This window comes from Clostridium sp. JN-1 (assembly GCF_003718715.1).
Classification (GTDB): Bacteria; Bacillota; Clostridia; order Clostridiales; family Clostridiaceae; genus Clostridium_AV.
In genome coordinates this window covers 74933-96586 of sequence record NZ_CP033465.1, presented here as the reverse complement: position 1 = coordinate 96586, position 21654 = coordinate 74933, and the positions used below count along the sequence as shown (strand labels likewise).

The window sequence follows — 21654 nt, the reverse complement described above, 5'->3', positions numbered from 1 at the left end:
AGATAACCTGCTCTGGAGCCATATTCGTAAACTTCAGTAATCATCGGTTTTCACCAACCCCGATTCTCTTATGGATACTTGAATTTACTACTCTTTCCTTCATAACACTTTATCAATATATTATTCCACAAATACATATATGTCAATATTATTTAATTAATTTATATTGCCTTTAAATAAAATAATCCCCAATATAATAAATTTTATTCTTTTATTTCATCATATTTTTGCTTTATACTTTTTAAGTCCTCCCAAAAAAGAGCCTTCTTACTTTGATCCCTAAGTATTGCAGATGGGTGAAAAGTTGCTGTTAAAAATATTCCTTTTTTCTCTACCCATTTTCCTCTATCTCTGGTTATTCTCCAATCACTGCCCAATATGTATTTTAAAGCTGTAGCACCTAAACAAACTATTATTTTGGGCCTTATGAGTGCAGTTTGATTTCTCAAATACGGAATACAAGCTTTAGCTTCTTCCTCATAAGGTGTCCTATTACCTTGAGGTCTGCACTTACATATGTTACATATGTAATAATCCTTTTCTCTTACTAAGTTTAAGGCAAGTAAACCCTTATTTAACAACTGTCCTGCCCTTCCAACAAAAGGGATTCCCGTTCTATCCTCATCTGCTCCTGGAGCTTCACCAACAAACATGAGTTTTGATCTTGGATTTCCATCTCCAAATACCATATTAGTTCTGCTGTTGCTTAAATCACATTTATTGCACTTTAAACATTCCTCATATAATTCTCTCCACTTCAACAATTTTTTTCACCTCTAAGCACAATTAATTCTATAAATATATTAAAACATAAATTTAGCCAAAGTAACAGCTGAAATAATAGAAATTAAATCTGCAAAAAATGCAGCCCATAATACATGCCTTATCTTTTTAACCCCAACAGCTCCAAAGTAAACTGTAATAGTGTAAAATATAGTTTCTGTCGATCCCATAATTATAGAAGAAATTAATCCTATCCTACTATCAGGTCCAAACTTATTTAATATTTCTGCAAATACTCCAAGTGCACCACTTCCAGACAGCGGTTTTATCATAATTAAAGGAACTACTTCCGGGGGAAGCCCTATAAACTTTACTAGAGGTTTTATCAAGTTTATAAAATAATTTAAAGCATTAGATTCTCTAAAAACCCCTATTGCAATAAACATTGCAAGAAGGTACGGAAAAATTTTTATGCATATTGTTATTCCATCTTTTGCACCATCTACAAAACATTCATATATCTTTACTTTTTTTATAACCCCATATACAATTACAAACATAACTATGATTGGAATTATAGATTTTGTGATATACCCCATATTTACCTCCCAATTCCTTAAAAATATCTCTGAAGTATCTTACAAATTATAACTCCAGAGACAGCTGATATACTGCTTGTAATTATAGTTGGTATTATGATTACAGCAGGATCTTGGGAACCGGATGCAGCTCTTATAGATATTATAGTAGTTGGTACAAGTTGTATGCATACGGCATTTATAACAAGAAATAGCACCATATCATTGCTAGCAGTACTGTCATGATTATTTAACCTGCTGAGTTCCTGCATTGCTTTTATTCCAAATGGAGTTGCTGCATTTGAAAGCCCCATCATATTAGCAGTCAAATTCATCACTATATTTCCTAACGTCTTTTCATCTTTAGCTGCATCTTCAAAAATAACCTTCAAAATAGGCTTTAAAATAGCTGCAAGCTTGGACGTAATTCCACTTTCCTTGGCAATATTCATTATTCCGCACCATAAACTCATTATTCCGATAAGTCCTATAATAAGCTTTACAGATGAATCAGCAGAAGATATTATAGCTTTAGAAAGCTCGTCTCCTCTTCCTGTAAATATGCCAAAAACTATGCTAAAAGCCAAAATCAAAAACCATATAATGTTAATCATATATGTATTTCCTCCAAGAAACATTTATATAAGATACTCATATTAATATATATGAAAACAATTCTTAAAGTTAACCGCAAACTTAAATTCTTATTGAAATTAAAATAGAAGAGTGATAACATTGACGTATGCAATTTTATATATAGTTATTGGAGGTTTGAAATGACCATTAAAGAAATAATGAAATATATTGAAAGTGAGTATTCTGTTATAAATGATACACCTTGTGAAATGTGCGGCGGCGAATATGTAGCAGAAAATTTAGAGATAGATATTGTTAATGACGTACCTTATGATATATGCACTTGTGTATGTTCAAATTGTGGACATGAAAAGCATTTTGAATTTTATGCTCCATTTGTAGAAGAAGAAGGATTAAAAAAGGCAAGGAACATTTTAAATTAAATTTAAACGCTAATAAAGGATTAAGCTTTTAAAACTTAATCCTTTATTTTTATATAATCACTTAAACTTAGGGTATATCAAAAGTTACTTTTATATTAGGTTTTATTTTTTTGATCCAGTTTTGTGTGCCGTGTTTTGTACATTATAATTAGGGTTTGTAATCCTCCTTATAAATTCGTCCATGCTGTAATTTGCAGATATATAGACTCTATTTAAATTATATATTCCTTGATCTTTGTTTGACCATCCTGAATTAGTTGTAAATGCCATAGTATATTCTGTGTCTTTTGCTGCCTTTTGAGTGTAATTATTATATTTACCAAAAGGATATCCTATGTACTTTACCTTCTTATTTAATATCTTTTCAATATATTCTTTAGATCCTTTTAAAGTTTCGCACTGCTTCTCATAAGAAAGTTGACCTAATTTATCATGGTTTACAGTATGACTTTCAATATCTACGCCATTTTGATCCATTTCTTTTAATTCAGATGTTGTCAAATAACTACTATCTTTATCTATTGTACTTGTAATTACAAAAACAGCTGCATTTAATCCAAATTCTTTTAATACTGGATACGCATTAGTATAATTGTCCTTATATCCATCATCAAGAGTTATAACTACTGACTTGGCTGGAACAGGTTTATTATTTACCATAAAGTTATATAATTCATCTAATGTCAAAGTGGTATACCCACTATCTTTTAAATACTTCATCTGCTGTCTAAATTGTTCCTTAGGTAATCTTAATTCATTATTTTTTTCATAGTCAATAGAATGATACATAAGAACAGGAATAGATTTATCATTATATATAAGCGGTGTGTTTTTAAATTCTCTAGGCTGCTTATTTTTTTCAACTTGATTTTCTTTGTTTTTTTTATTGTCTTGCTGCTTAGCTTCTACTTGAGTTTTTTTTGTTACAGCCGGTTTCTTACTTTTAAAGCCATATGTTACAGCTCCAGCTATTAATATGATTACAAGGGCTATAAAAATGATCTTGCTCTTAACTCTCATAATATCACTTCTTTCGCATATGATATATTTAGAACCTACAAGTAAATTATAATATAAAATTTTTAACATTGATAGTATATAATTGTAGTTAATTTATCAACATGTTATATGTGCATAATTTGTTAATTATATTTAGTAACATTTTCTTCACATAAACCTATTTAATCGATACAATATTACATTATTGCTTGATATATATGTACATAGTTTTTTATTTATCTCCATTTGGAATAATTTCTTGTTAAAAAATTGTATACTCTATTAATTTCATTTATACACATATATTTAAGTTATCCACAGATTATCTGTTTATAACTTGTGAAATTATTGTTGATTTTTTCACATTGCGTAAATTAATTATTAAATTAAAATATTTTATATATATTATCCACAATTTTGTGGACAATATGTTGATAACATTCGACTTTGGTAATTCATAGATATATTTGTAATTAACACCTACACCTATTTATACTACCATACAAAGCTTAAATTTATGTATTTAAAACAATTTTTTTTCATAGAATTATATTATGATTGATAATATAATTAACCTATTAAACGTATATAACATATAATATTATTACCTTAAAGTTTTACGTAAAGTCCATTTTATACGCTTTTTTCTCTTTCATTTATAGGGACATTCTTGTCCCTATAAATCAAATACATATTTATAAAATGTTATGTTTATAATATATATATAAGTTGCAGCAAAGGAATATATTTTTATCTTACAAAAATATATTTTTAGAATTTTCTTAACATTTATATACTTTTATGTTATTATTTTATTAAGGGGAATTATTTTTAATGAAAGGTAGGACTATCTATGGACAATAATATCATTTATGTAGATTTTACCAAAAATAAAAGAAAAAATAATAAACTAACATTCCTCTCTCGAATAAAATGCTTAATAAGAAGATTACTTAATTATGATGACCCTTCAAATCCTAAAAACAATAAAAAAATCATATATTATAGTCGGGATATATCTTAGGTGCCTATTTAAGGCATCTAGGATTTTTTTTATAAATATATATATGCTAAAATATAATAGTAAAAACTTATAAGGAGGATTAAAAATGAAAATAGGAATCGGGTATGATGTACATAAACTTGATAAAAATAGACCACTTATACTAGGAGGAATTCATATACCACACTCAAAAGGGCTTCTAGGACATTCAGATGCAGATGTTTTAATACATGCTATAATAGACAGTCTTTTAGGTGCACTTGCCCTTGGAGATATTGGTAAACTCTTTCCAGACACAGACAAATCATATGAAAATATATCAAGTTTATTATTATTAAAAAAAACATATGAGATTATTAAACAACAAAATTATAAGATAGGAAATATAGATTCAACTATAATCGCTCAAAATCCAAAGTTGAATCCATTTATAGATAAGATGAAAGATAACATATCAAATATATTAAACATAACAAAACAAGATATAAGTATAAAAGCAACCACAGAAGAAGGGTTGGGGTTTACTGGCCGCGAAGAAGGTATATCTGCTCAAAGTGTATGTCTTTTATACAAAAACACAGATGATAATTTATAAACATACTATAAAATCATCGAATTTAAAGTTTGATGAGGTTTTATTAAATAATTTATGCTAATGTCGCTGCCATAACAGCTTTTATAGTATGCATTCTATTTTCAGCCTCATCAAATACTAGTGAATATTTACTTTCAAATACCTCGTTAGTTACCTCCATACATTCAAGACCATACTTTTCATATATTTTTTGCCCCACTTCAGTATCTAAATCATGAAAAGATGGTAAGCAGTGAAAGAACTTAACACCTGGATTACATGATGCTTTTAGCATATCCATGTTTACTTGATATGGTTTTAAGAGATTAATTCTCTCCCCCCATTCACTTTCTGGTTCTCCCATAGAAAGCCATACATCTGTATAAATTACATCTGCATCTTTTACTGCTTGTTTTATGTCATGAGTTATAGTTATCTTGGCACCACTTTCCTGGGCAATATCATTACACTTCTTAACTAACTCCTTATCTGGGAATAACAGCCTAGGTGCTGCTATTCTAAAATCCATGCCCATTTTAGAAGCACCTATCATAAGTGAATTAGCTGTATTATTTCTACCATCGCCAACATATGTTAACTTTACTCTATTTAAATTTTTATTGAAATGTTCTTTTATCGTAAGAAAATCTGCCAGCACTTGAGTTGGATGATCCTCATTAGTTAATCCATTCCAAACAGGTACTCCAGAATATTTTGCAAGAGTTTCTATAATATTTTGCCCATATCCCCTGTACTCTATGGCATCATACATTCTTCCAAGAACCCTGGCAGTATCTTTTATTGATTCTTTTTTGCCCATCTGGCTGCCGCCTTTTGGTCCTATATATGTAACATTTGCACCTTGATCCATTGCAGCAACTTCAAATGAACATCTTGTTCTTGTAGAATCTTTTTCAAATAATAATATAATATTTTTTCCCTTTAAATTCTTCTTTTCTGATCCTGTATACTTTGCAATTTTTAGTTGTTTAGCTAACTTAATTAAAAACTCTATTTCTTTTTGTGTATAATCTAACAATGTTAAAAAATTTCTATTCTTTAAATTAAACATAATGACATCTCCTTATTAAAACATGTAGTATATTTATACTGTATTTTGTATAAATATACTTTCTATTATATAACATATTTTTAAAAAATTCTAGCCTTTTTTTACTATATAAAATCTAAAAGCATTCTCAAAGCTGCAGTCCTTCTAAATATATTTAATTTAAGCCTATAAAAAATACACACTATGATATTAATTCATAATGTGTATTTTAATTAATTTTAATTAATTTTCTTCATAATTATCAACTATATTCTGAACCAGCTTTTTTATCGCACTAGCTTCACAAATCAATGTTACAACAATAAGGAATATAAATATTCTCTCCTGTTCTTCATCTTTTAAATTCATACCCTTTATTATAGTTTTCAACTTTTCTTCATCAAAATACTTTTTCGAAATGAATTTCTCAAAACTATTTTTTTGTATATCCGAAAAGATTTTGTAGGTTTGTTCCCAAGTTATTATATCATCTTCATTATTATTTATTTCATTAAATGCTAGTTTGAAAACTTTCTTTATTTCATCAGTAGTTAAAACTGGTCTCATATAACTTAAAAGCACTAATTGCACTAAATGTAATTTTGTATATCCTCTTTTTTTACTATCTTCTGGTTTAGAAATTACCTCATTTTTTATATAATTTTGAACTATATTATTAGTATACTTTTCATCAGAAAATTTGTCATTCAAATAATCTATTACCTGAGATAAAAATAAATCATACCTCGGTAAGTCCTCATACGGAACTATTGTATTTTCAGATATTTGTTTAGCTAATTTATCTAGGTATTCCATGTTAAAGTGACCATGTTTCATTTTTACAACACCTCTACATAAATAATTTGTTATGTATATTACCAATTTATACACTTTAACTATAAATTAATTATGTTAAAACTAAATTTAAAATACATATATTAATATTATACAGTATGCATTACCACTTTACAAGTTAGATGCCATAAAAACAAACTCAATTATTAAAAAGTAAATCTAATTATAAGATCCACTGTGATATATAAAGTTATTAAATAATTTCAGCCCAAATCTAGTTTATTTCGAATTAAAATATCGTATAATACATATTGTAATATAGTATGAAATACTATATAATGAATATATAATGAGATTGAAATTTATTGTTTACAGCTAATATCACTAGATAGTATTATGCTAATATATAATAATAGATACAATAAATTATTTGGGGGTGATTAAAATTAATAGAAAACATTTTTTAATATCCTTACTTATAATATTTTTATTTACATTTACAGGTGCAATAAGTCCTGAATTTACAAGCTATATGGGTATAAATAATAATTCTCAAACAGTTTTTGCCAAGGGTTCTAGCGGAGGACATCATTCAAACAGCGGACATCATTCAAGTTCTCGAAGCTCTAGTGGAAGTTTTAAGTCTGGAAGTTTCTCATCCCCTAAATCTTCATCCGGAACTTCTTCATATAAATCATCCAGTGGAGGCTTTAAATCTGGAAGTTTTTCAAATAGCCCTAAATCTTCTTCACAAACATCTAAAGGATCTCAAACACCAAATTCAAATAGTTCTCAAACTCAGACTAGTAGAAAGAGATCTTTTTTACCTATACCTATTCCTATACCGTGGGGACATTCAACTTTTGGTGGATATGGGTATGGACATTATCATCCTATAGCTAACTTTATATGGTCAATAATTAAGCTTATAATACTTATAATCATCATAAGGTTTATCATAAGACTTGTAAAAAGACGTAGAAAATAAATAATTTTAAGGAGGCAATTTTATATGGGAGTTTTTAAAAGAATATCTAACATATTTAACGCAAAAGCTAATTTTGCACTAGATAACGTTGAAAATCCTATTGAACTTTTAGATCAGAAAGTAAGAGATATGGAGGAAAGTTTAAATAAAGCTAAACTTTCTTCCGCACAAATTTTAGGTAATGTTCATGAGATTCAGAGGAAAATGGATGAAGTAAAGCTAACCTCAAAAGATTTTGACGAAAAAGTTAAAATTGCATTGAATAGTAACAGGGAGGATCTTGCTAAAAGAGCCCTCGCAAAAAAAATAGAAGCTGATAAATCCTATGAAAGTTTAAAAAAGAGTTATGATGACGCTTCAAAAAAAGCAGAAGTTTTAAAGACAAAATTGAAAGACTTAGACGAAGAAATTGAAAAAACAAGAAATTATAGAGACGAAGCATCAGCTAGATATAATAATGCAGAAGCAAGTAAAAAAGTAAATGAAATTTTAGCTAATGTTGAAACTAAAGGCAATAAAATAAATTTAGATGATATAGAAAGAAAGATCCAAAGAAAAGAATCTCTAGCAGAAGGACTTGCCGATCTTAAAGAAGATAACTCACTTGACAAAGAGTTTGAAAAACTTCAAGAAGTTAATATAGATGAAGAATTAAAGAAATATAAGCAAAGTTAGGTGTAAATTATGAGTAAAGCTAAAGAATTTTTAGAAAATGAAAAAAACATATACGGCAAGGTTTACGTCGACATAAATTATGCTATTGATAATGTTTCTCCATTTTTAGAAAACAATATATTAAAGCAGAGAAAATATGTATCAAAGCTGCCTATATTAAAAAAGTATATAAATTCAATAGAAAGTGCAGAAAACGAACTAAAAAATGGCGGTTTTTTAGGGAGATTTAAAGAAGATAAAATTATTGACTTAATTAAAGACTTTAAAGGAGAAAATTCTGAATCATTACTTCAGCTCAAAAAATGTAGTGAATGTAAATGCTTAAATTGCAGTGCTAATTGTAAGTTTGATAGCTGCCTTGGATGTAAGGATAACTCCAAAATTATTGAGTGTGACCATAGAAAAATGAATGTCACAAAGCCAGATATGCTTTTAATTGATTTAACTAATAATAGAACAGGAGAAAATGATAAATATCTAGTTCTAGCCGTACTTCAAGATGTTGAACTTGATAAAAGGTATATAATAATTCAAAACTGTACTAGCAAAGAAAAATTTATACTATACTACTATCCTGGAATATCTGGAGACGATTATGGTGAAATTTCAAATCCAGATGAATTTGACTTTATAGTTTCAACTTTTCAAAGTATAGAAGAAATTTAATGCATCAACCTTGAATAATTAAATAAAACTTACACCATATGCAATTAGTATAAAAATTATCCACAATTTTCACTAAGTTATCAACAAATTCTGTTGATAACTTTTTTCTTTGGAAACATTAGCTTTATAGTTATTAAAAAAAACTTATTCACACTGTTGATAACTTAACTGTTGATATCTTTCGTCTCAATTTACTTATTTTGGATAAGTTATGTTAATATCGTACAATACTTCCTGCAATAATACAAATTTTATATCGTTTTTAGAATAATACTATCATTAAAAATATTATTTATTATAATTTACTACGATTGCCACTTACTTTAAATAAATTGGTCTAGGAAGATAACTTTTCTTCCTAGATCAATAACATTATTAAGCCTGCTTTAAATCTTCTTACAGTATCTTTTATACTCTAACAACAGGTTTTGTATAAATTGCTTAAAGCTAAGCTTTTCATCATTATGAATAGTTAGCATGTTTGTAGCATAGTTATCACAAAATGATACTATAAGTATATATGGTACATATCTATTATACTTATTAAAGAAATCTTTTAATGCTTGTTTCTGCTTTTCAGAATTCATTTTAAAGATACCAAGTGGAATCATATGTGCTTCTACAATATTTTCTAAAAACACTGCTGCTTCTTTAGGGAATGACATGTCTTCGCATATACTTTTAACTATATTTGCGCCTTCAATTTCATGTCCAGAGAAACTTACTTTATCTCCTTCTTTTTTATAACATTTAAATTTTCCTATATCATGTAGAAAGCATGCAATTCCAATATAGTCTTTCAAGTTAAATTCACCTAGATTTTCATACATTTCATTTACATTAAATTCCTCAACACTTATTCTCTTATTTAATACATCTTTAAATACTTGATATGTCAAATTCATATGTGTAAATGCATCTTCAATATGATACTTACATTTTCCTACAGTTTTTAACTCGTCTATATATGGGAACATATTTTTAAGTACACCGTAATTGTCTAGTATTTCAAATGCCTTCCCCTCTGTATCACAGTCTATTATCTTCATGAATTCATCAAAGACCCTTTGTCTCTCACAATTCTTTAATTCACAAGCAGCATTAATCAACTTTTTTTCTGTGTCAAAATTAAAATGCATACCATGATTTATATACATCCTTATGCCTCTCAAAATTCTAACAGGATCATCTTCTAAACTATGTTCATTAACTTGCTTGATTATTCTTGATTTTATAGCTCTTCTACCTTTAAATGGATCTATTATTTTATTTTCAATAAGTTTCATACATATGGCATTAACAGTATAATCTCTCTTACTCAAATCATCTTCAATATTATCTCCATTAATTAATGATATATCTATTGTTAAATCAATGCACTTGTGCCTATATGTATTCTTGTTTTCTTTTAAAGTCGAAAAATTATATCCTAATTTATTTAATTCACCTATAAACTTTTCTATATCTCCACTATAAACTAAATCCAAATCGTGAATATTTGCTTTTGAATTAAAGAGCCTATCCCTAATAAATCCACCTACTATATAAACATCCCCTCCAACTCTCTTATTTAAGTCTTTTATCTGTTTTAAAAATTCAATTATATCATTCATTATAATCACCTACCAAATCATTTTAACATATATATATAATCTTATACATAACTTACTTAAGTATTCGACATTTACTTATCATTATCCATTTAATAACTATTTTATTCACATACAAGCTTAAAAATAAAATAGCTTTAAAGTCAGCTTATATAAGGAACTTAAGAATAATATTTGCATATATATATCATAAATAATATAGTAAAAAACTGTATTATATAACAAAAATATATTGACATTTGTATATTTAGGTAGTATATTTAGATAGTATATTAATTACAGATAGAATGAAATATTAAATTTGTAAAGTTACTTTCAAAATTATATATTGACTTTTAATGTCACTTTTGTTATTATTTAATTGTGAGTATGTCGAATTTTGAAGAAGATTAAGAGGAGGAAACTTAAATGAAATCAACTGGTGTTGTAAGAAGAGTAGATGAATTGGGGAGAATTGTTATTCCTATTGAGTTAAGAAGAACTTTGGACATAGCTGAAAAGGATGCATTAGAAATTTATGTAGATGGTGAACAAATTATACTTAAAAAATATGAACCTGCTTGTATATTCTGCGGAGATGCAAGAGATGTTGTTAACTACAAAGGTAAAAATATTTGCAAGAGCTGTCTAGCTGAGTTAAAAAACGGAAAATAATATTTTAATATATTTAACGTTCCTCACATATGTTGTGGGGATTTTTATTACTTAAAATTAAACTTGTTAAAAATCAAAATGGAACTATAAAAAGTATATTAAAAATTAATACTTTTACATAGTTCCATTAATGCAATTCTTAACACATTATTATAATCATTCTATAGAACTCTTCTAGCTCCACTATAATCTGATCGATTTAATGGTGATATTTTTACTACATCACCCGTTTTTGGCGCATGTATATAGCACCCATTACCCACATAAATTCCTACATGATGTGCTGGGGATCCGAAGAATACCAAATCGCCAGGCTGCAGATCACTGCTTGATACTGCTGTTCCTACATTTTGTTGATCTGATGCTATTCTTGGTAAGCTAATACCAAAATGTGCAAATACATAGCAAGTAAATCCTGAACAATCAAATGAATCTGGTCCATTGCCGCCCCACTGATAAGGGGTTCCTAAGAAATTAGATGCATATGCAACTACAGCATTAGATGATGCACTACTGCTTGACCCTCCTCTTGAAAGTGAAGATGATGCAGATGCACTGCTTGACCCTCCTTTTGAAGTTGAAGATGATTCAGAATTTTTTATTTGCTCAATTCCATTAGCTGCGGAAGCTATTATAGGCTTTTCCTGCGGAGCAAGTTCTGTCTCTTTTTGCTTAAGGCTTGTCAATAATTGAGTTTCCTTTGATTTATCACTATTTAGTTGTGCAAGCTTCTTCTCATTATCAGCTTTTAGAGCTATTAGCTTATTATTTTCATCGCACAGCGACTGCTTTTTCTTTTCTATACTATCTTTTTTACTATTTAAGTTGTCAATTACCTGTTTATCATATCCAACTATCTTCTTTACATTATCAACTCTTGTCATAAAATCGCTTAAATTTTCAGAGTCTAATATTACGCCTAAATAACTATCGGCACCATTTATGTACATAGCTCTCGCTCTTTGATTAAATAATTCTTGTTGATTTTTTATGTCATTTTGTGCCTTATCTAAGTCGACTTGTGTTTGTTTTATGTCATTTGCTGTTTGGGCAATTTTATTTTTGTCATCCTGTATTTGATTCATAGTTTGAGTTATTTGGTTGTCCAATTGTTCTGCTTTTACTTCTAAGTCTTGTCTTTGATCCTGAACCTGTTTTAATGATACAGAATCGCCAGCAGGAGCTGCTAAGACATTCCCACCAATTCCTAATGCTAAGGTCAAAGCCAAAGCTACAGATAATGTTCTCCTGTTCATTTTTCCCCTCCTTAATTACTGAAAAAAGCAACCTAATCATACGTTTGCAAAATATTCTAAGTACTCTATTTTAAAAAATATATCTTTATCTTATAAATGATTCGATACTACAGCTGCTATTTTGAAACTATCTAAACAAAATGATTTTATATAAGTATGAAAAATTCAATTTCATTTATATACAGAATATTAAGCTAATCTTCTGCTTTTATACTATGCTGCATCTGGCTTTTTTCAAGGTTTACTACATATGTAAATCAGATATAATTAAAAGTAACAAAATTATTGAGTACTATCCTAATTTTAGCTGCATATTTATATTATAAATTAAAAGACAATAAATCTCAACTTTAACGTGCTATTTTTTTTAAAGTGTTAATATAATACCTATTAAATATTAAAATTGTTAATATAATACCTAACTTCATAAATACATTCTTAAACATTTATAGATGCTATATTTCAATTGAGTATTTATATACCTCAGATTTTGGTATTTTTCTATCTTTGGCAACTTTCTTTACAGCATCTTTTTTACTTAATCCTTTTTCAATATACATTTTTATGTGTTCATCTATGCTAAACTTTTCCCATAACTTTTTTTGATCTTGATTTATCTCTTCTTCACTTTTACCTTCAACTACAAGTACAAATTCTCCCTTTATATTTTTGTCTTCAAAGTATTCTATAGCTTCTTTCAATCTCATCCTTAAAACTTCCTCATGAATCTTAGTAAGTTCTCTACATACAGCTATATTTCTATTTCCCAGGTTTTCTTTTAAAAATTGTAATGTACTCATAAGCCTATGTGGAGCTTCATAAAATATTAAGGTTTCCATTCGATTTTTGAGAGATTCCATTATACTATTTCTTGCTTTATTGTCCCTCGGTAGAAATCCTCTAAATATAAATTTAGTAGTATCCATTCCGGAGTATACCAAAGCCGTAGTTATTGCTGTCGCACCAGTTAAAACTTCAAATTCTATATTTTCCTGTATACACTTTGATACAATAACGCTTCCAGGATCAGATATCCCAGGAGTTCCAGCATCACTTACAATTGCTATGCTTATTCCTTCTTTTAACTTTTTTATTATGTAATCTCCTTTTTCCTGTTCATTGTACTTATGATATGAAATCAAGGACTTTTTTATATTAAAATGGTTTAAAAGCTTTAAAGTCTGTCTCGTATCTTCTGCTGCTATTATATCCACACTTTTTAAAGTATCTAATGCTCTTAGGGTTATATCCTGCAAGTTTCCTATAGGCGTAGGTACTAAGTACAGCTTTCCATTCATATTATTGCCTCCAATCACTTTAAGTTTCTTTCATATATCCCGTCAATTTGTTCAGTATAACTTCCATCTAAATTATGTATATAGATTGGTTCACCCCACTTTAAAAAGGTTCCCCCATTGTTTTGTCCTTCTATTAAAACCATATTCGGTGCTTTTTTTATATTAGGATGTACCATAGTTATAAACTTAGGTTCAATTTTATACTTTCTCATAGTACACATAATATCTACTAATCTATCAGGTCTATGTATCATATATAGCTTTCCATTATGAGTTAAAAGGTCTTTGCTCGCTTTAATTACATCATCTAAAGTACAGCATATTTCATGTCTAGCTATGGCATTTTTATCATCAGCATTTATAATGCCTGATCCTCTTAATTTATATGGTGGATTTACAGTAACTATATCAACTTTATCCAAACTTTTAATAAAATCCATATTCTTTAAGTCTTGATTTACGAACCTTATTTTATTCTGAAGTTTATTAAATAAAACAGACCTATTTGCCATATCAACCATTTCGCTTTGTATTTCAATTCCTGTTATACTTGAAACTTTAGTCTTTGCAGATAAGATAAATGGAATTATTCCAGTTCCACTGCATAAGTCTATGACTTTGGCATTGTTTTTACTTTTTACAAAATTGGCTAATAAAACTGCATCAACTCCAAACCTAAAAGCATGCTTTTTTTGTATAATAAAAATATTATTGAGTTGCAGATCATCTAAAGTTTCATCATAATTTATAATTTGCTTTTGCACAGCTCATGCCTCACTTTTCATCATATAAATATTAATATATTTCCCTGTAAATAAACTTAATAATACAATAAGTTAATTATGTTCTATACATGAAATATTGTCAAACCTTACTTACAATTCAAAAAGGATATCCCTTAAATAAAAGGATATCCTTGTTTGTTACTTATTTCCGCTATTTGAATTTGTACTAGGATTAGTCTGCGAATTATTACTTGAATTATTCTTCACATTATTATCTATCTTATTAAATTCACTATTTTCTATGATTATGTCAACCCTTCTATTTTTAGCCTTACCTTCCTCAGTGGAATTATCACTTACAGGTCTATACTGACCATATCCAATTGCCGAAAGCTTATTTGGAGGTATACCTGCCTTATCTATTAAAAATTGTGTTACATTAGCTGCCCTAGCACATGACAGCTGCCAATTTGAAGAAAACTGGCTATTATTTATAGGCACTGTATCTGTATGACCTTCTATTCTAATATTATTCTTAATTTGATTTAATATTTTAGCTATATCTATAAGCTCACTTTGAATTTCCGGCTTTACATCAGCCTTTCCTGTATCAAAAACTAGTGTATTATTTAAACTTACTATAAGTCCCCTTTGATCTAACTGAGTAGACACATTACTGCCCATATTATTTTCTTTTAAATACTTATCAACTTGTTTTTTTAAGTCTTGCATTTTAGCTTGCTCACTTTGTTCTATGTTAGTATCAACAGGTTTACTATTTTGGTTTATATCTACGCCGTCTTCTTTTGCAACTATAGATTTTCCTCCACCCATAGCCAAATTTAATGATTGAGACAATTGTGAGAACTTAGATTGGTCCACACTGCTCATAGCATACATCACAACGAAAAGTATCATAAGCAAAGTCATAAAGTCTGAATAACTAAGAAGCCATCTTCCGGAATTGTTACCCCCTTCTTCTCGTTTTTTCTTCTTCATACTTCTGCTTTACCATCCATTCCTTCAAATTTAGCGACTTCAGCTTTGCTTAAGAACCCCTTCAACTTTTCTGCTATAGTATTGGGGTTTATACCCTCTTGTACATACAATATAGCTTCAATTATAAGGGATTTTTCATTATATTCCTTTCCATCTATAACTTTCAATCTAGTAGCTATTGGCAAAGAGAAGAGGTTAGCAAAAGAAAGTCCATAAAGTGTTGCTATAAAGCCTGATGCTATTTTTGGGCCCAAAGTAGCCGGATCTGACAAGTCAGCTAAGATATGAATTAGTCCCATTACCGTACCTATAATTCCAAGTGTCGGTGAATATCCACCAGCTTGTTCAAAAATAGAAGCTCCTTCTCTATGCCTTTCCGATGTATATTCTAATTCTAATTCCAAAATACTTCTAACTGCTTGTGGATCTACTCCATCAACTACTAATTGAAGTCCTTTCTTTATAAAAGGATCCAAGTTAGGATCACTAGATATTTCTCCCTCAAGACTCAATAAACCATTTTTTCTAGTTTTATAAGACACATCTTTGAAGTATGCTATAAGTCCTGGCAAATCAATCTTTTTAGGGTTTATAGCTACTTTTATTATACCCGGCAGCCTTTTTAAAATTTCTCCAGGAAAAGTAAGTCCAACTGCACCAAATGTTCCACCAAAGACTATTACTGCTGGTGCAAGTAAAAAAAGAGCACTTAATTGTCCTTTTTCCAATAAAAATCCAGATATAATAGATCCAAAACCTACTATGATAAAAATAATAACAGATATATCCACTTTTATCCTCCATTCAATTAAAGTTTCCCCTACAAAATCTAAAAAATATCCACACAATAAATACTCGTATGATATACTCTAATCTTTATATTTATAATTCATTAAAAAAAGACTGCCTATTAAGACAGTCTTTTAGATGAAACTACTCTTGAGCTGGTGCTCCTACTGGGCAAACATTAGCACAGTTACCACAGTCAATGCATGTACCTGCATCTATTACAAATTGAGTATCTCCTTGACTTATAGCACTTACTGGACACTCTGAAGCACATGCTCCACAGCTTACACAGGCATCTGAAATTTTATATGCCATATGTAACACCTCCTTATAAAATTGATGTTATACATCTGATTTATATTTTACCACGTTTAATTTAATTTTTAAAGTAGATTTTAAAATACTGCATATCCCAAATCTTCAATTGATTGTATTAAAAGTTCATTGTCAATAAAGTAGTCATCATAGACCACACTTACTTCTCCTTTTTCCCTATTTATCTGGCAAGCCACTACTCCGGAATTATTTGAAATTGCTGTTTTTATCTTAACTACATCATTAACTGTATTAATATTACAAACTTTTAGTACAGATTTCATGTCCTACCTCCTCAATCTTCCTTAAACAACTCTTTTATTATATGTGCATCTTCAGAATTCTCTACATCTATTTTAATATCATCCTCGTTTACAGTTCCCTCAAAACTTCCAGAAACAATAGTAACTTCACTTATAGGTAATTCTTCTACTATATCATCACCATCTTCAATCTTTACTTTAACTTTTACACTTTCCTTCACTACAGAGTTAGCTATTACTTCTCCTTTTCCATAAACCGTATTCACAATAGATTTCACTTTAGGCAGCCTTTTTCTTATCTTCTCGTATGTTTCCTGTTCATAATTTAAGCAGCACATAAGTCTTCCACATATTCCTGATATTTTAGTAGGATTCAAGGATAAATTTTGTTCCTTTGCCATCTTTATAGATACAGGAGCAAAATCACCTAAAAAACTTGAGCAGCACATTGGTCTGCCGCATGAGCCCAATCCGCCTACCATTTTAGCCTCGTCCCTTACACCTATTTGCCTTAATTCTATTCTAGTCCTAAAAATAGACGCTAAATCCTTTACTAGTTCTCTAAAATCAATTCTCCCGTCTGCTGTAAAATAAAATATAACTTTGTTATTGTCAAAAGTGTATTCAACATCTATAAGTTTCATTTTTAAATTGTGCTTCTCTATCTTTTCAAGGCATATATTGAAAGCTTCTTTTTCCTTAGATTTATTCTCTGCGTGTTTTTTTATATCATCATTAGTAGCCACTCTTATAACATTTTTGAGTGGAGATACAATTTCGCTGTCGCCAACTTGTTTCGGACCTACTACACATTCTCCAAATTCTATTCCTCTTGCAGTTTCTACTATAACATTATTACCCTTTTTTACATTTAAACTTTCTGGTGAAAAATAGTATATCTTACCAGCCCTTTTAAATCTTACACCTACTACTGTTACCATTTTTATACCTCCTGCATATTCAACAACATTGAATCAAAAACTAACGTAAAGTTAACATTTCTCTTCAGCTTATTGCTGGTATCTTTAACTATATCTATAATTTTAATTAACTTATTAAATGAAAATTCTTCTGCTATACCCTTTATCTCTATAAATTTATCTATATTTATAACCATGCTCTTATTTCCAGTTTCTTTATATACAAGTGCATCCCTTATATAAGACAATAGACACGTAAACATCTCCTGCCATTCATTTTTATTTTCTATAAAAAAGTTTTCGTATTGAAATACTTTTTCAAACTCGTCTTTTCCTGAATTTTTTAGTATATCTAATGTTTTATTCCTAATCTCATGAAATATTTTATCTGATATAAACTTTTCTGCCCTTCCAGGTACCCCATCGCTAAATGCACATACGGACTTTATATAATCATCAGATAGATTGTGAAACTTGCGTTTCAAAAATATCTTCATTTCTTCCTCTTTTAATCTATTTAATTTGTGAATTTGACATCTTGATTTTATAGTATCTAATATTATATCCAGCTTCTCGCATAACATTATTATGACTATTCCATCTGGAGGTTCCTCTACAGTTTTTAATAATGCATTTTGAGCTGTTTCGGTTATTTTATCTGAATTGTATATTATTATTACTTTGTTCTTCCCAACAGTTGGTTTTCTATTTGCTTCACGTATTATATTTTTTACTTCGTCTATTCCTATAGACTTCTTATCTTCAAGTAACTTAAATTCTACTATATCTACCTTAAATCCAGGCAATCCTTGTCTTGATAAAAACTCTGATGCTGCTTTTCTTGCAATAAGACTTTTCCCTATTCCATCTTCACCTGATATGATATGTGCATGAGAAAAGGTATTATTATCTATAGAAATAAACATTTGATTTTTTATATTGTCATGCCCTATTATTTCATCAAATGCCACTAAAATATTACCTCCATTAAATTTTAATAAACTTATCGACATCCACTACAAATATATTTGCACCGCCAACTTCTACTTCCATAGGATAAGGTACATATATACCAGTTGACCCTGCTACAGGTGATGGAGTTGTAACAACTTGTTCTCTGGTTTTGCATACACTTTCTATTTGAGATATGACTTCATCTACTTTTTCTTGTTCAACTCCTACTAATAAAGTTGTATTACCAGACTTTAAGAAACCCCCTGTAGTAGCTAATTTAGTTACCCTAAAACCTGAATCAGTCAAAGTATCTATTAATGCATTAGCATCGTTATCCTGAACAATAGCTATTATTAATTTCATGAAACTCATCTCCTCTTTATAATATAGAATATAAATAATTTATTTAAATCAATTTTATCATAATTTTGTATTAAACCTGTCTGTCATAGTAAATTTTATCTAATATTTTAACTGTTATAAATTCAAAAAACTTTTAACAGTTAAATATATATCTTCATGAATTTTTTCCATACTTTTCACACAATTATCTTCTACACAATCTATAACGCACCAGTTGTATTTTTCTGCAACATACTTACTATTATCATATGACTTTTTTAAATAATTTAAGTCACTTTCGTGTATATCCTTAGTCTCCTTACCATTTATTTTATTTTTTCTATTTTGCATCAACTTTTGGCTGTACTTAGGAGGCATATCTAGAAAAATAACACAATCAGGTACTGGAAGATTAAAAAGATTGAATTCAAAATTCCATAACCAATCTAAGAATTTATCCTTGTCAGCTTTATTATCAACTTTTGAAGCTTGATGTACCATGTTTGAAGTAGTATACCTATCTGCTATTATTATTCCTCCATTATCATAAAAGTCTTTCCATTCAGTTTTATATGAAGCAAATCTATCTACTGCGTAAAAAGTAGACGCTGCATAGGAATTTACATCTTCTGGATTAGTTCCAAATCTTCCTTCAAGATACATTTTAACAAGTGCTGACGAATCACTCTTATAATTTGGATATTCAACTTTCCTCACACTATACTTTTCATCTATAAATCTCTTATGTAACATCTGTGTTTGTGTTGCCTTGCCGCTTCCATCACATCCTTCTATTACTATAAGTTTACCTTTCTTATTCATACTTATCCCCCTTAAGCTTACCTAACTACTTTTATTTTTCTATCATTTAATCCTAACACTTCTACATTGTTACTCAAGTAATAATTAATACAATTGATAGTTTTTTCATCAATTATTTCTCCCATATTTAAAATGGGTACTCCTGGAGGATACGGTACTATGTTTTCAGCACTTATCTCCCCTAAAGCCTCACTTAAATCTATAACTTTTTTATCTACATTTAAAACTTCAAATGGTAAAAATTTTAAACGAGGTATATGCGGAGTTAATACTTGAAATTCATCACATTTTAGCTCTTCCAAGCTGCATTTTTTCAAAACTTCATACAGTTTACAAAAGTCTTCTTCCTCATTGAATGGTGAAAAAATAAGTATTACATTTGAACTATCATTCATCTCAGCTTGTATATTATTTTTTTTCAAATAGTTTAACAATTTATAAGAACTATAATTCCTTTTTAAATTTATTATATATCTTGTTTCATCCATATCATAAAAAAACTTTGAGTTATCTTTAAAATATTCTTTACCCAGTATAGTAATTCCACCTATTGTATTTATCTTTTTTCTATAGTATTTACATGTATTTAAGAGTTTATCATATGCCTCATGCCCATATGATTCCATAAAAAATCTAGCATAATCCATAGAACACATAAGCATATAAGAAGGGCTTGTACTCAAAAATGCACTTGTATAAAAATCAACCTTTTGAATATCTTCTAAATTATTAATATGTAAATATGCAGTTTGCGTAAAACTTGGAAGTGTTTTATGTGCGCTAACTACAACCATATCAGCACCCAATTTTAATGCACTTTTGGGTAACCCTTCATGTACACCAAAGTGAGCCCCATGAGCAGAATCAACTAATACTTTCATATTGTTCTTCTTTGCTTTTTTTATTATGTATTCTAAGTTAGAACATAATCCATAGTAATTTGGATAAGTAATAATTATTCCTTTAGCATCCTTATTTTCATCTATTTCTTTTGAAAGATGCTCCAAGTCTATAAAAGCAGGAGCATTCAACCTTACATCTATAACACTTTTTATATATATTGGTCTTAATTTTCTCATGATTATAGCATTAAATATAGATCTATGACAGTTTCTTTCTACGAGTATCTTGTCTCCTTCATTAAAACTGCTAAATATCATTATAAAATTTCCTGATGTACTCCCATTGACTAAAAAATAAGACTTCTTACTTCCGTAAAAATTACTTAGTGCCTCTAGGGAATCTTTGATAATTCCATTTGGTTTGTGAAGATTATCTACTCCATCCACTTCAGTAATATCGATTTTGGATAGGTTTCTTATAAACTTTTCCCCTATACTCGTAGTTAAAAATCCTCTTCCTCCTTTATGCCCAGGCATACAAAACAATGTATTGTTCTCATCTACATACTTTAAAATTCCGTCTAAAAGTGGTAACTTTGACACTTTAATTCCTCTCCTCTTATAATAACCGGTACCAAATTCTTCTTTATACGACTTACATAGTATCTATAAAAATCGGTATGACAATCCATATTAATAAGTCTTTGTTCACAGCATTTGCATATTCTTCTCTTATATATAATTATACCATCATTCATAGACTTGCCACATATTATACATCTTTGTTTTTTCAT

General features: G+C 28.9%; 26 protein-coding genes and 1 other annotated feature (1 of these 27 running past the window's edge). Of the genes, 6 read left to right on the top strand and 20 right to left on the bottom strand.

From position 1 onward, the window contains the following. Window positions 1–112 (bottom strand) — a binding site (T-box leader); it reaches 139 nt to the left of the window's first position. A gap of 91 nt (window positions 113–203) precedes the next feature. Genes EBB51_RS00505 through EBB51_RS00495 form a run of 3 tightly spaced genes read right to left on the bottom strand, consistent with a single transcriptional unit; the run spans window position 204 to window position 1915 of the window. After that, window positions 204–764 (bottom strand): uracil-DNA glycosylase, encoded by a 561-nt coding sequence (locus EBB51_RS00505; RefSeq protein ID WP_123052649.1) that lies wholly within the window; start codon window positions 762–764, stop codon window positions 204–206. A gap of 39 nt (window positions 765–803) precedes the next feature. Continuing rightward, window positions 804–1322 (bottom strand): spore maturation protein, encoded by a 519-nt coding sequence (locus EBB51_RS00500; protein ID WP_123052648.1) that lies wholly within the window; start codon window positions 1320–1322, stop codon window positions 804–806. 17 nt (window positions 1323–1339) lie between these two features. Further along, on the bottom strand, window positions 1340–1915 hold the full coding sequence (locus EBB51_RS00495) for a nucleoside recognition domain-containing protein (RefSeq protein ID WP_123052647.1): 576 nt from the start codon (window positions 1913–1915) through the stop codon (window positions 1340–1342). Window positions 1916–2077: 162 nt separating this feature from the next. On the opposite strand from EBB51_RS00495, the gene EBB51_RS00490 reads away from it, so the two are divergent. Then, window positions 2078–2320: a metal-binding protein gene (locus tag EBB51_RS00490; RefSeq protein ID WP_123052646.1), complete on the top strand. Its 243-nt coding sequence runs from the start codon at window positions 2078–2080 to the stop codon at window positions 2318–2320. Window positions 2321–2422: 102 nt separating this feature from the next. Here the strand turns inward: EBB51_RS00490 and EBB51_RS00485 are convergent, their stop codons facing one another. Further along, window positions 2423–3340, bottom strand: coding sequence for a polysaccharide deacetylase family protein (locus tag EBB51_RS00485; protein WP_123052645.1), 918 nt, complete (start codon window positions 3338–3340; stop codon window positions 2423–2425). Between the two features lie 1088 nt (window positions 3341–4428). On the opposite strand from EBB51_RS00485, the gene ispF reads away from it, so the two are divergent. Beyond that, a complete protein-coding gene (ispF, locus tag EBB51_RS00480; protein WP_123052644.1) occupies window positions 4429–4917 on the top strand; it encodes a 2-C-methyl-D-erythritol 2,4-cyclodiphosphate synthase in 489 nt (162 codons plus the stop codon). 52 nt (window positions 4918–4969) lie between these two features. On the opposite strand, the gene argF is transcribed toward ispF, so the two are convergent. Both argF and EBB51_RS00470 read right to left on the bottom strand, forming a co-directional pair. Beyond that, window positions 4970–5968: an ornithine carbamoyltransferase gene (gene argF / locus EBB51_RS00475; protein WP_123052643.1), complete on the bottom strand. Its 999-nt coding sequence runs from the start codon at window positions 5966–5968 to the stop codon at window positions 4970–4972. A 222-nt stretch (window positions 5969–6190) separates the two neighbouring features. Further along, on the bottom strand, window positions 6191–6784 hold the full coding sequence (locus EBB51_RS00470; protein WP_123052642.1) for a DUF1836 domain-containing protein: 594 nt from the start codon (window positions 6782–6784) through the stop codon (window positions 6191–6193). A 394-nt stretch (window positions 6785–7178) separates the two neighbouring features. Between EBB51_RS00470 and EBB51_RS00465 the strand changes: the two genes are divergently transcribed. From EBB51_RS00465 to EBB51_RS00455, 3 genes are read left to right on the top strand one after another with little or no spacing between them, the layout of a single operon-like run. After that, window positions 7179–7730, top strand: a complete 552-nt coding sequence (locus EBB51_RS00465) for a hypothetical protein (protein ID WP_123052641.1) — start codon at window positions 7179–7181, stop codon at window positions 7728–7730. Window positions 7731–7754: 24 nt separating this feature from the next. Continuing rightward, window positions 7755–8405 (top strand): PspA/IM30 family protein, encoded by a 651-nt coding sequence (locus EBB51_RS00460; protein ID WP_123052640.1) that lies wholly within the window; start codon window positions 7755–7757, stop codon window positions 8403–8405. Window positions 8406–8414: 9 nt separating this feature from the next. Then, window positions 8415–9071, top strand: coding sequence for a DUF1292 domain-containing protein (locus EBB51_RS00455; protein WP_123052639.1), 657 nt, complete (start codon window positions 8415–8417; stop codon window positions 9069–9071). A 386-nt stretch (window positions 9072–9457) separates the two neighbouring features. Here the strand turns inward: EBB51_RS00455 and EBB51_RS00450 are convergent, their stop codons facing one another. Beyond that, complete coding sequence (locus EBB51_RS00450) at window positions 9458–10684, bottom strand: HDIG domain-containing metalloprotein (RefSeq protein WP_123052638.1); 1227 nt, start codon at window positions 10682–10684, stop codon at window positions 9458–9460. A 405-nt stretch (window positions 10685–11089) separates the two neighbouring features. Here EBB51_RS00450 and EBB51_RS00445 point away from each other — a divergent pair, with 405 nt between their 5' ends. Further along, on the top strand, window positions 11090–11335 hold the full coding sequence (locus EBB51_RS00445) for an AbrB/MazE/SpoVT family DNA-binding domain-containing protein (protein WP_123052637.1): 246 nt from the start codon (window positions 11090–11092) through the stop codon (window positions 11333–11335). A 161-nt stretch (window positions 11336–11496) separates the two neighbouring features. Here the strand turns inward: EBB51_RS00445 and EBB51_RS00440 are convergent, their stop codons facing one another. From EBB51_RS00440 to EBB51_RS00380, 13 genes are all read right to left on the bottom strand, one after another. After that, a complete protein-coding gene (locus EBB51_RS00440; RefSeq protein WP_123052636.1) occupies window positions 11497–12591 on the bottom strand; it encodes an NlpC/P60 family protein in 1095 nt (364 codons plus the stop codon). A gap of 455 nt (window positions 12592–13046) precedes the next feature. Next, a complete protein-coding gene (gene rsmI, locus EBB51_RS00435; protein WP_123052635.1) occupies window positions 13047–13889 on the bottom strand; it encodes a 16S rRNA (cytidine(1402)-2'-O)-methyltransferase in 843 nt (280 codons plus the stop codon). 14 nt (window positions 13890–13903) lie between these two features. After that, complete coding sequence (locus EBB51_RS00430) at window positions 13904–14653, bottom strand: tRNA1(Val) (adenine(37)-N6)-methyltransferase (protein ID WP_123052634.1); 750 nt, start codon at window positions 14651–14653, stop codon at window positions 13904–13906. A gap of 159 nt (window positions 14654–14812) precedes the next feature. Further along, on the bottom strand, window positions 14813–15613 hold the full coding sequence (locus tag EBB51_RS00425) for a flagellar motor protein MotB (protein ID WP_123052633.1): 801 nt from the start codon (window positions 15611–15613) through the stop codon (window positions 14813–14815). Next, window positions 15610–16404, bottom strand: coding sequence for a flagellar motor protein (locus EBB51_RS00420; protein WP_123052632.1), 795 nt, complete (start codon window positions 16402–16404; stop codon window positions 15610–15612). Before EBB51_RS00420 ends, EBB51_RS00425 begins: the two co-directional genes overlap by 4 nt. Before the next feature lie 142 nt (window positions 16405–16546). Beyond that, window positions 16547–16717: a 4Fe-4S binding protein gene (locus EBB51_RS00415; protein WP_119969820.1), complete on the bottom strand. Its 171-nt coding sequence runs from the start codon at window positions 16715–16717 to the stop codon at window positions 16547–16549. A gap of 80 nt (window positions 16718–16797) precedes the next feature. Continuing rightward, a complete protein-coding gene (locus EBB51_RS00410) occupies window positions 16798–17001 on the bottom strand; it encodes a heavy-metal-associated domain-containing protein (RefSeq protein ID WP_123052631.1) in 204 nt (67 codons plus the stop codon). An 11-nt stretch (window positions 17002–17012) separates the two neighbouring features. After that, entirely contained in the window at window positions 17013–17921 is a 909-nt protein-coding gene (locus EBB51_RS00405) for a stage 0 sporulation family protein (protein WP_123052630.1), read from the bottom strand. A gap of 2 nt (window positions 17922–17923) precedes the next feature. Next, on the bottom strand, window positions 17924–18871 hold the full coding sequence (locus tag EBB51_RS00400) for a DNA polymerase III subunit delta' (protein WP_123052629.1): 948 nt from the start codon (window positions 18869–18871) through the stop codon (window positions 17924–17926). 16 nt (window positions 18872–18887) lie between these two features. Next, the gene (locus tag EBB51_RS00395; RefSeq protein WP_123052628.1) at window positions 18888–19217 is read right to left on the bottom strand and encodes a cyclic-di-AMP receptor; all 330 of its coding nucleotides are present in this window, start codon (window positions 19215–19217) and stop codon (window positions 18888–18890) included. Between the two features lie 114 nt (window positions 19218–19331). Next, window positions 19332–20018 carry a deoxynucleoside kinase gene (locus tag EBB51_RS00390; protein ID WP_123052627.1) on the bottom strand — a complete coding sequence of 229 codons (687 nt, stop codon included), beginning with the start codon at window positions 20016–20018 and terminating at the stop codon, window positions 19332–19334. 17 nt (window positions 20019–20035) lie between these two features. After that, window positions 20036–21463 carry an aminotransferase class V-fold PLP-dependent enzyme gene (locus EBB51_RS00385; RefSeq protein WP_123052626.1) on the bottom strand — a complete coding sequence of 476 codons (1428 nt, stop codon included), beginning with the start codon at window positions 21461–21463 and terminating at the stop codon, window positions 20036–20038. Next, a complete protein-coding gene (locus tag EBB51_RS00380; protein ID WP_123052625.1) occupies window positions 21442–21654 on the bottom strand; it encodes a sigma factor G inhibitor Gin in 213 nt (70 codons plus the stop codon). The genes EBB51_RS00385 and EBB51_RS00380 overlap by 22 nt, the downstream gene beginning before the upstream one ends.